This is a genomic window from Sorangium sp. So ce1036 (genome assembly GCF_051369805.1).
GTDB classification, from domain to species: Bacteria; Myxococcota_A; Polyangia; order Polyangiales; family Polyangiaceae; genus Sorangium; species Sorangium cellulosum_F.
In genome coordinates, this window is record NZ_JBBMOX010000001.1 from 900,508 (window position 1) to 911,426 (window position 10,919).

A 10,919-nucleotide genomic window follows, 5' to 3' on the forward strand; every position below is an offset into this window, starting at 1 on the left:
GAGCTGGCCGCCGCCGGTGATCATTCCGCGGGTCCGCCGGCGCACGGGCCCTGCGTGACGCACGGGCCCAGCGTGTCGACGGAGACGCCGTTCGCGGCCGCGAAGCAGGCGTTCGAGTAGGTCTGTCCATCGCAGCCGCACACGGGCTCGAGCTCCTTCGTGCACAGCTCCGGCTTCTCCGCGCAGCGCCCGGCCTCGTCGGCGCGGCCGCAGAGCGCGCCCGGCTCGTACTTGCAGTAGAGCCCGTCCGCGCACACGCGCAGCGGGCCAGCCGTGAAGCCGCCGCAGCTCTCGCCCAGCCCCACGACCAGGAAACACACGCCCTGGCGCGCCGAGGCGCCCGCGAGCGCCGCGCCCTCCGCGGCGTCGCTCGACCCGCTGTCCGGCCGCAGACCACGCGTGGCGGCCCCCGCCAGATGACTCGTGCACCGCGCGTGGACCGAGGCTCCGCGGCCCAGCGTGAAGCGGCTCTCGTGATCGAGCGTCCCGGGGGCGGCGGCGTCGTCGCTCGGCCGGAGCGCGCCCTCGGCCGCCCCGGTCTCCACGAGATCGGCTCGATCCACGCCGTCGGCGTCGTCGGAGGATGCCATGCAGCCGGCGGGCGTTACAGCGAGAACAGCACCCAGAACATTCGCCATCTTCATAATCACAGAAACTCCTCGTGAAGAGACAGGCGCCAGCGCTCCCTTCGTCTCCTCGGAAATGCGGCTCGTGTTCGAACAGGGGAGAGTCACCCCGACCGGCCCCGGTGAGCTGCCTTGGTCTGTGGTCTCAGACAAGGCGGTTGCCAGGGCGCCGAACAGGTCGAGGCTCGCCCCGATTCAACAGAATGTGCCACCCGCTGGATCCGCCGGTGAGCGAGTTGAAAGCGCGCGGACGCGGGAAGAAAAGTAACCGCAAGGATGCAAGGGGCACGAGGAAGAGAGAGGTCTGGTTCTCTCTCCCGTGTGCTCCTCGCGCCCTTGCGCCCTTGCGGTTTTCTCCCTCACCGGCTGATTCCTGCGGATTTTCAATATCATCGATGCCCTAGGACCAGGAAAAGCACCCGTCAATCGCCGCCCGGCGAAGCGCGTCGAGCGCCCCTCGCTGCGCGGCGCCCATGCGTTGTGCGCCTCCCCGCGGTGTCGCGGTGTTTTCCAGTCCGCCGCGCCCTCACGCATCCCGGGGCGGCCAGCCGTTGGATACGTCCGCGCTCCAGCGCCGCGATGATCGCTCTCCCTTCATCCATGCAGCTATCGGCTCTCATCGACTCAGCGGCTGCTGCCCGCCCACCGTTCGTCGGCGTACGCACCCGCTTCCACGTCGCTCGCACCGTGGTTCGCACCTCCGCTCGCGTCTGCAATCAGCGTTCCCCGCGACCAGAGATGAGCCTGTCCGTCGGCGTGAATATGCGCGTTGCGGCCGAAGGGAGCGCTGGCCTCCGCGGAGCCGCGCGTGGCCGGGCGTGGCCGGAGGCGAGAAGCCCGCGCGCACCTCCTGTTCACACATCACACGGAGGATGAGGCGTTTTGCCACACGGCGGCGAGCGTCCCATGCTCCGTCCTCCCGCCGCGCACCAGCTCGTCACGCAGGTCGCCCGGCTCCGGCGGCGCCGCGGGGGGCTCGCCCTCGACCCATCCCATGATGACATAACGCCCACCGGCGCTCCGCCGGGCGCCCGGGTGGGGACGGCGGTGAGCGCGTGAGGAGGAGGCGCGCCTGGCGGCGCGGGGCTCGTGACAGCGCGATGACGACGCCTCTTGCTTTCGTCGCGCGAGCGCGGCTAAGTGGTATGGGCTCGAATGGTCCGTCCCACCGACAAGACCGCGAACAACCGCACCCCTCGGGAGCTGAACCGCTCCCTCGTGCTCGACCTCGTGGAGGCGCACGGCCCGATCTCCCGGACGAACCTCGCGCGGCTCAGCGGCCTGACCAAGCCGACGGTCTCGGCGATCATCGAGGAGCTCCTCGAGAGCGGCAGCGTCCGCGATGTCGGGACCGAGTCGCGGGGCGGGCGCCCCGCGCGCCTCCTGGAGTTCAACGAGGAGAGCGCGGCGTACCTCGGCATCGAGATCGGCGTCGAGCAGACGGCCGTGGCCGTGGCCGACGCGCGCGGGCGGCTCCGGGCGCGCATGGAACAGCCGTCCGTCCTGCGCGATCCGCACCGGACCGTCCGGGATATCGCGGATCTCTTGCCCAAGGTGCTGCAGCTCAGCGGGGTTCCGCGGAAGAGGCTGCGCGGCGCCTGCGCCATCGTGCCCGGGCTCATCGAGCGGCCGAGCGGCGTGTGCGTGCTCGCGCCGAACCTGGGCTGGGAGCGGTTCCCGCTGCGCGCGGAGCTCAGCCGCGCGCTCCGGATGCCGGTGCCCGTGTACAACCTGCCCCAGGCGGCGGCGGTCGCGGAGGGGGAGCTCGGCGCGGCGCGGGGGCACGCGTCGTATGCGTGGGTGTACGTCGGGCTGGGCATCGGCGCGGGGCTGGTCGTCGACGGGCGGCTGTTCTTCGGGATGCAGGGGTACAGCGGTGAGATCGGCCACTGCCGGGTCGCGGAGGACGGCCCGCTGTGCGGCTGCGGGCGCCGCGGCTGCCTGGAGACGTTCACCTCGGTGATGGCGCTGCGGCGCGCGGCCGAGGCGGCGTCGGCGCGCTCGCGCGTGCTCGCGGAGCTGCCCAGCCCGCACGCGGTCGACGCGGTGGCGAGCGCGGCGCTCGCCGGCGACGAGAGCGCCCGCGCCATCTTCCACGAGGCCGGCGCGCAGCTCGCGCGCGGCATCGCGGTGCTCCTCAACGTGCTCAACCCCCAGCTCGTCGTGCTGGGCGGCGAGCTCCTGGCCGCGCCCGACGTCCTCCTCGGCGGCGTGCGCGAGGCGCTGCCGAAGCACGCCGTCCGCGCCGGGGACGTGCCGGTCGTGGCCTCGCCGCTCGGCAGCGAGGCCGGGCTGCTCGGCGCCGTGCTGCTCGCGCGCGAGGGCGCGGTGCGCTCGCTCCGCCTCGTGCCCGACGGGGTGCTGCAGGACGCCACGCCGTAGCCGCGGGGGTCTTGCCGGGCTCCCCGGGGGCCTACGCCTGTCGATGAAACACGCCCCCCCCGTCATCCGGACACGGTACCCGGTCATCCGGACACGGTACCCGGTCATCCGGACACGGTACCCGGTCATCCGGACACGGTACCCGGTCATCCGGACACGGTACCCGGTCATCCGGACACGCTGAACCGCAGCGACACGGAGGGCGCAGAGGTCAGAGAGATGAACGTGCTACTCCCCCGACCCTCCTCGGTGCCCTCTGCGCCTCTGCGGTTCATTCTCGAGTCTGCAAGCCGAGCGGCGCCCTGGCTGGGACACGGCCTGTTCCCGCAGGATCTCGTCGCTGAGGCGGGATGTCCGTTGCAGGCGCTATCAGAATACCAGGCGACGGCGGGCTGGGCGGCGACGGCGGGTGTCTCACCATGTGTTTCAGCCACCCCGTGCGGTGGAGGTCGGAGCAGGCGCGCGGGGCGCGCAGCACGAATGCGCCCGTCAAGGGCCACCGGCGCCTCCCACCATCGAGGCTCGACTGGACTATCCTGCGATCCCATGGGCTCGTTTCATCACTCGAGAGGGATCGATCTCGACATCCTCGCTACCCTCGGCAGGGAGTGCGCCCGCGCGCTCGCGCGCGCCGCCGGGGTGCTCGGCGCCGCGCTCTGCGCGGGGTGCGCGGCAGACCCGGAGGCCCCGCCGCCCGAGATCTCGGTCGGCACGGTCGACGGCACCGACGCCGTGCTCGCCCTCGTGCGCGGCGAGGGCGCGGTCACGCTCTACGTCTGCGGCGGCGCGAGCAGCTACGCGACCATGACCCGGTGGTTCGAGGGACCCGAGGACCCGAGCGGCGGGCTCTCGCTCGCGAGCGGCGGGTGGACGGCGACCGCCGATCCGGGCGGCGAATCCGGTCGGCTGCGCACGCCCGAGGGCGCGGACCTCGCCTTTCGCGTGCGCCCCGCGGCCCTCGATGGCATCGAGGGCCTGTACGTGGCGGTCGACGGCGGCTGCCGCACCGGCGCCGTCGTCTTCACGCCCGACGACGCCGAGGCGCCCACGCTCCAGGGCACCTGGTGCGGCGCAGGCGACCTCTATGCCCAGGTGACGCCGATCCGCCCGCTCTCGGCGCTCGATCGGCGCGGGATCGAGGTGCAGGTCGAGCTCGGCGACGCCCGGAAGACGCTGCTCGTGACCCCGCTCGCGCGACCCTGAGCCCTCGCTGGATCCCGTTCTCCCGCCGCGCCCCTGCCACCGCGCCCCTCCCATCGCGCCCCATCGTCTTCCCGCTCTTCCCGCTCTTCCCGCTCCGGCGTTGAACTCGGCCCCCGTCCGATCGAAGGTCGGGGGGATGGCGGACGAAGCACGGCCGCGGAGGCGGCACTTCGCCCTGCCCGCGTCGCGCTTCATCGGCCGGGAGGGCGAGCTCGCCGCGATCGCCGAGCTGTTCCGGCGCGGCGAGCGGCTCGTCACCGTCTGGGGGCCGGCCGGCATGGGCAAGACGCGGCTCGCCCTGGAGCTCGCGAGCCGCTGGGCCGAGGCGCACGCCGGCGAGGCCGTGTGGCTCTGCGAGCTCACCGCCTGCCGCGACCTGCGCGCCGTCTGCGGCGCCGTCGCGCGCGCGATCGGGGCGCAGGTCGCGGCAGGGCGCCGGGAAGCGACGCTCGTCGAGCGGATCGGCCGCGCCCTCGCGACGGAAGGGCCGGCGCTGCTCGTGCTCGACAACCTGGAGCACGTGCTCGACCAGGCCGCGCCGGCCCTCGACGCGTGGGTGCGCGCGGCGCCCGAGCTCCGCTTCCTCGCGACGTCGCGCGAGCGCACCCGCCTGTCGGGGGAGATCAGCTACGAGCTCGGCCCCCTCGGCCTCCCGGCCGAGGGCTCGATCGAACGAAGCGCGGCCGTGGCGCTCTTCCTCGACCGCGCCGCGGCCCACCGCGCCGCCGCGCCGCCGCCGTCCAGCGACGAGCACCTCGCCGACGTCGCCGCCCTGGTGCGGCGGCTGGAGGGCATCCCGCTCGCGATCGAGCTCGCGGCGGCGCGCGAGGGCGTGCTCGGCGTGCGCGGCCTGCTCGCGCGCCTCGGGAGCCGGCTCGACCTGCTCGCGGGTGCGGCGCGCGGCAGGGAGGCGCGGCAGGCGACGATGCGCAGCGCCATCGAGTGGTCGTGGGACCTGCTCGACGACCGCGAGCGGCGGGCGCTCGCCTGCTGCTCCGTCTTCCGCGGGCCGTTCCCGCTCGCGGCGGCCGCGGCCGTCCTCGCGGAGCCCGACGCCGCCGCGATCGATCGCGTCGAGGCGCTGCGCGACAAGTCGCTGCTCCGCGCGGCGCCCCCGGGGAGCGACGGGGCGACGCGCTTCGCGCTCTACGAGGGGGTGCGGGAGCTCGCCGCCGAGAAGCTCGCCGAGCGCGGGGAGCGCGAGGCCGCGGTCGCGCGGCACGCGGCGTTCTACCTGGCCGCCGGCGAGGCCGCGGCCGCGGACTTCGAGCGGCGCGGCGGGCTCGACGCGCTCAACCGCATCGCCGGCGATCTGGAGGAGCTGCTCGCCGTCGCCGAGCGCGCGCTCGCCCCGGCCACGGCGCCTCGCGGCGGCGCGGAGGCGGCGGCCGGGGGCGCGCTCGCCGCGGCGGCGCCTCGCGCGGCGGCCGAGCGCGCGCTGCGGGCGCTCTGCGCCATCGAGCCCGTGCTCAGCACCCGCGGCCCGTTCGGGGCGCAGCTCGAGCTGCTCGACCGCGCGCTCGCGGCGGCCGAAGAGCTCCCGGCGGATCCGGGCGTCGTGGCCCGCGCGCTCGCGGCGCGGGGGCGCGCGCGGCGGCTCCGGGGGCAGGCGGAGGCGGCGCTCGCGGACCTCGAGCGCGCCCGCGCGCAGGCGGCGGCGCTCGGCGCAGAGGCGCTCCTCTCGGGGATCCTCGCGGACCTCGGCGTGCTCCACCACGGCCGGCGCGAGATGGAGCGCGCGCGCGACCACTACGAGCAGGCGCTCGCCCTCCACCGCGCCCTCGGCGACCGCCGCGCCGAGGGGCGGGTGCTCGGCAACCTCGGCGCGCTCCACCACGACGAGCGCCGCGAGGAGGAGGCCGCCGCCTACTACGAGCGGGCGATCGCGATCGCGGCGGAGATCGGCGACGGCCGGACGGAGGGCATCTTCTCGACGAACGCCGGCCTGCTCGAGCAGGAACGCGGGGCGCCCGCGCAGGCGCGCCGGCGCTACGAGCGGGCCGTCGCGATCCTCGGCGAGGTGGGCGACCTCCGGCTGCTCGCGATCACGCTCGGCAACCTCGGCGCGCTCCACCACGAGGAGGGGCGCCTCGCCGACGCGCGCGCCTGCCACGGCCGCGCCGTGGCGCTGCTCCGCGAGGCCCTGGATCGCCGCTCCGAGGGGATCGCCCTCTGCCGCCTCGGGGCGGCGCTCGCGTCGCTCGGCGAGGTGGAGGAGGCGCGGCGCGCGCTCGAGCCCGCCGAGCGGCTGCTCGCGCAGCTCGGGGACGAGCCCGACGTGGAGCTCGCGCGGGTGGCGTCGGGCTTCGTCGATCTCGCGCTCGCCCAGGCGGCGCGCCGCGCGGGGCGGGGGGACGAGGCCGCGGCGCACGCGGGCGCGGCGCGGCGCAGGATCGCGCGCGCGCGGGAGGGATCGCCGTCGAGCGCGAGCCGATCCGATGACGTGCGGCTGCTGCTCCGGATCCTGGAGCGCAGCCTGGCCGCGCTGGGCGACGTGCCCGAGGCGCGGGCCGAGGGCGAGCTCCTCCTGACCGAGGGGGCGCGCTTCGTCCGCCCGCCGGGCAGCGGCTGGCACGATCTGCGCGAGCGCCACGCGGCGCGGCGCCTGCTGCTCGCGCTGGCCGAGCAGCAGCGGTGCGCGCCGGGGCGAGGGCTCTCCCTGGCCGCGCTGAAGGAGGCGGGGTGGCCCGGCGAGCGGATCTTGCCGGAGGCGGCGGCGAACCGGATCTACGTGGCGATGAACCTGCTGCGGAAGCTCGGGATGAAGCCGTGGCTCCGGAGAGACGCAGAGGGGTACTCGCTGGATCCGGCGCTGCCGGTCCACTACGTCGCGGTGGAGCCGGGCGCCTGGGAAGGGGGCGATTCGCGCGGGGGGGAGACCGGCGAGGGTGGGGGGAAGCGGCGGTAGGGGCTGCTGCCGGCTGCCCGGCCCCCCGGGGGGAGGTGGGGCCCTGCGGGGGCTCGCCTCCGGGGCTTGCGTTCCGGCGAGCCCCTCTCGTGGCTCGCCTCCACGCCAGCCCTTCCGGTGAGCCCCCGCAGGGCCCCACCTCCCCCCGGGGGCCCGCGGAATGGATGGGAGTGCAAGGGCGATGGCGCCGCGGGAGGGAGCGCGCGAAGCGGTTTAAGAGAGGATTAAGGGGTGGTCCTGCGGCGGGGACCTAGCCTGTTCGGCGGAGGTCACGCCATGCGCATCATCGCTTCTGCTCTGCTGATCCTTGCCCCTGCCATCCTGCTCGCCGGATGCGGTGACAGCCGTGAGCCCGAGCCACCCGTCAATTCCAGCGGCACCAACGGCGCGAGCTCGGGAGGATCCGGCGGCGACGGCGTGGGGGGCGGCGGCCCGGGTGAGGGTGGCGGTCCGGGTTGGGGCGGCGGCCCGGGCGAGGGCGGCAGCCCGGGTGACGGCGGCGGCTGGAGTGAGGGCGGCGGCACGGGCGAGGGTGGCGGAACGCCGCCAGCGGGGGCCTGGTACCGGCAGATCTCGGGACCCGACAGGGAGCAGTCCATGGCCCTCGCGATCGATGGCGGGGCCAACGTCCTCGTGGCCGGCAACTCGATGGGAACGACCGACTTCGGCGCGGGCGCCACACCGCTCCTCGGCGTCGGCCTCAAGGGCCGCTTCGAGGACCTCTTCGTCGCCACGTATGCAGCCGACGACGGCGCCCTGCGCTGGGCCCGGCGCTTCGGCGGCGGCCTGGTGACGGCCACGGGGGTCGCGGTCGACGGAAACGACGGCATCGCCGTCGTCGGCCATTACTCGAGAGGTCCAATCGAGGCCGGCGATCTCGTCCTGGGAGAGCCGGAACGAGACGACCCGGGGGTCGCCTCGTCCGACATCTTCGTCCTCGCGCTCGATCGGGACGGCACCCCGCGCTGGATGCACCGCCTGGGCGGCGGCGGATTCGACCTCGGAGGCCACGTGGCCGTCGGTCCCGGAAACGACGTCGTCGTCGCCGCCCACTCCGCGGGCCGCCTCACCCTCGCCCGGTTCGCCGCCGATGGGACGCCCCGCTTCGCGACGGACACAGGAAAGCTGGCGACGGCAACCCCGTTCGCCCCGACCACCGGGGTGGCCGTGGACCTCCACGGCGACATCCTCGTTGCCGGGCACTTCGTCGACGACGCCGACCTCGGTGGGGGCGCCACCACCCGGCTGATAGGCGAGCAGGCCTGGGTGGCGAAATACTCGGGGCAGGACGGCGCGCACCTCTGGTCGAGGCACTTCGGCGCACCGAAAGACTACGGGATAGGCAGCGGCGACCGGGCGGAGGCGCTGCTCGTGGACGAGCACGGCGACGTGCTGATCGCCGGCCAGTTCGCGCGGGGCGCCGATCTCGGCGAGGGCCCGATCGACACCACGAGCGGCGCGTTCCTCATGAAGCTCGCCGGCGAGGACGGCGCGATCCGGTGGACAAAGGCGTTCCCGGCGCCGGACGGTGAGGTCGGCGCGCTCAGCCTCTCGTTCGCGCCCGACGGCCGGGTCGCGCTCATCGCCTCGCTCGGGGCGCCCTTCGACCTCGGCGGCGGCTCGGTGGACGAGCGGGGGACCTACGTCGCGACCTACGAGCCAGGCACCGGGGAGCTCGTCGCGCAACGGCGGCTCGTCGCGCTCGGCGAGCAGATCGGGCTGGGCGGCTTCTCCCCCGCCGCGCTCGACGCGAAAGGACACCTGTCGATCGTGACGATCTTCGACGAGGTACAGACCGGCTTCGGCGCCCTGAAGCACGAGGGCTGGGGCGACGTCCTCCTCGCCCACCTGCCGCTCTGAGACGGCCCGCTCGTTTCGAGCGGCCTCCGTCCCACTCCGCCTCCGCTCCTTCCGGCCCCCGCCTCCTCTCGTCTCGACGACGAGCTCCGGCCGCTCGTGGACCGTGGACGCTTCGTGGGTGATCTCGAGCCCGGGATGGGAGAGCAAGGGCGATGGGGCCGCGGGAGGGAGCGCGTGAATCGCTTTAAGAGAGGATTAAGGAGCGGTCCTCTGGCGGGGACGTAGCCTGTTCGACGGAGGTCATTCCATGCGCAACATCGCTTCTGCTCTGCTGATCCTTGTCCCTGCCATCCTGCTCGCCGGATGTGGTGGGGGCCGCGAGACCGATCAGGCCGTCAATTCGAGCAGCGCCAGCGGCGCGGGATCTGGAGGATCCGGCGGCGACGGCGTGGGGGGGTGGGGCGGCGGCCCGGGTGAAGGCGGCGGCCCGGGTGAGGGCGGCGGCCCGGGTGAGGGCGGCGGCCCCGGTGAAGGCGGCGGCCCCGGTGAGGGCGGGGGATCGCCGCCAGCCGAGGGCTGGTACCGGCCGGTCGTGGGTCCCCGTGGTGCGGGTGCCATGGCCCTCGCCATCGATGGCAGGGCCAACGTCGTCGTGGCCGGCAGCTCGTCGGGAGCGACCGACTTCGGTGCGGGCATCACGCCGCTCGTCGGCAGCAACGCGGACCTCTTCGTCGCCACGTACGCAGACGACGGCGCCCTGCGCTGGGTCCGGCGCTTCGGCGGAGGCCTGGTGACGGCCATGGGGGTCGCGGTCGACGGAAACGACGGCATCGCCGTCGTCGGCCATTACTCGGAAGGTCCGCTCGAGGCCGGCGATCTCGTCCTGGAAGAGCCGGAGCGAGATGACCCGGTGGTCGCCTCGTCCGATGTCTTTGTCCTCGCGCTCGATCGAGACGGCACCCCGCGCTGGATGCACCGCCTGGGCGGCGGCGGCATCGACCACGCAGGCCGCGTGGCCGTCGGCCCCGGAAACGATGTCGTCGTCGCCGCCGAGTCCTGGGGCCGCCTCGCCCTCGCCAGGTTCGCCGCCGACGGGACGAAGCGCTTCGCGACGTACATAGGCAAGCTGTGGCCGACGACCTGGTACGCCCCGATCGGCGGGGTCGCCATGGACCTCCACGGCGACATCTTCGTCGCCGGGCACTACTCCGGCGACTCCGACATCGGCGGGGGCGCCACCACCGGGGTGGAAGGCGAGCAGGCCTGGGTGGCGAAGTACTCGGGGGAGGACGGCGCCCACCTCTGGTCGAGGCACATCGGCGCACTCGAAAGCGGTGGTTTCAGCACCGGCGACCTGGCGGAGGCGCTGCTCGTGGACGAGCGCGGCGACGTGCTGATCGCCGGCCAGTTCGCGCCGGGCGCCGACCTCGGCGAGGGCCCGATCGACACCACGAGCGGCGCGTTCCTCATGAAGCTCGCCGGCGAGGACGGCGCGATCCGGTGGGCGAGGGCGATCCCGACCCCGGGCTCGCAGGTCGGCTCGATCAGCCTCTCGTTCGCGCCCGGCGGCCGGGTCGCGCTCATCGCCTCGCTCGGGGCTCCCTTCGACCTCGGCGGTGGCCCCGTGGACGAGCAGGGGACCTATGTCGCGACCTACGAGCCAGGCACCGGGGCGTTCGTCGCGCAGCGGCGGATCGTCGAGCTCGGCGAGTGGCACGGGTTCTCCGGCCAGGTCCCCGCCGTGCTCGACGCGAAAGGACACCTGTCGACCGTGACGAGCCTCACCGAGGCGCAGCAGAGCGAGGGCTGGGGCGGCTTCCTCCTCGCGCGCCTGCCGCTCTGACGCGATCCGCAAGATCGAGCCCTCGAGCGAACCACGGGCTCGGGCGTCGCTGCCCGAGCCTCCTGCGCCGCCTTCGCGCGCGACAGGATCCAGCCATATTTGGTGCCTCCCACCTCCATGAACGTCTCCTCCCGCTCCCCGCTGATGGCCGCGGTCT

6 protein-coding genes are annotated in these 10,919 nt (G+C 74.5%); 5 read left to right on the forward strand and 1 reads right to left on the reverse strand.

Going from position 1 to position 10,919, the window contains the following annotated elements:
• Positions 1 to 20: 20 nt before the first annotated feature.
• On the reverse strand, positions 21 to 590 hold the full coding sequence (locus WMF31_RS03235; protein WP_436600536.1) for a Kazal-type serine protease inhibitor domain-containing protein: 570 nt from the start codon (positions 588 to 590) through the stop codon (positions 21 to 23).
• Positions 591 to 1,781: 1,191 nt separating this feature from the next.
• On the opposite strand from WMF31_RS03235, the gene WMF31_RS03240 reads away from it, so the two are divergent.
• From WMF31_RS03240 to WMF31_RS03260, 5 genes are all read left to right on the forward strand, one after another.
• The gene (locus tag WMF31_RS03240) at positions 1,782 to 3,008 is read left to right on the forward strand and encodes an ROK family protein (protein ID WP_436600537.1); all 1,227 of its coding nucleotides are present in this window, start codon (positions 1,782 to 1,784) and stop codon (positions 3,006 to 3,008) included.
• Between the two features lie 546 nt (positions 3,009 to 3,554).
• A complete protein-coding gene (locus WMF31_RS03245) occupies positions 3,555 to 4,211 on the forward strand; it encodes a hypothetical protein (RefSeq protein WP_129353803.1) in 657 nt (218 codons plus the stop codon).
• 136 nt (positions 4,212 to 4,347) lie between these two features.
• The gene (locus tag WMF31_RS03250) at positions 4,348 to 7,119 is read left to right on the forward strand and encodes an ATP-binding protein (RefSeq protein ID WP_436600538.1); all 2,772 of its coding nucleotides are present in this window, start codon (positions 4,348 to 4,350) and stop codon (positions 7,117 to 7,119) included.
• A 597-nt stretch (positions 7,120 to 7,716) separates the two neighbouring features.
• On the forward strand, positions 7,717 to 8,979 hold the full coding sequence (locus WMF31_RS03255; protein WP_436600539.1) for a hypothetical protein: 1,263 nt from the start codon (positions 7,717 to 7,719) through the stop codon (positions 8,977 to 8,979).
• Between the two features lie 556 nt (positions 8,980 to 9,535).
• Positions 9,536 to 10,762, forward strand: coding sequence for a hypothetical protein (locus tag WMF31_RS03260; protein WP_436600540.1), 1,227 nt, complete (start codon positions 9,536 to 9,538; stop codon positions 10,760 to 10,762).
• Positions 10,763 to 10,919 lie beyond the last annotated feature (157 nt).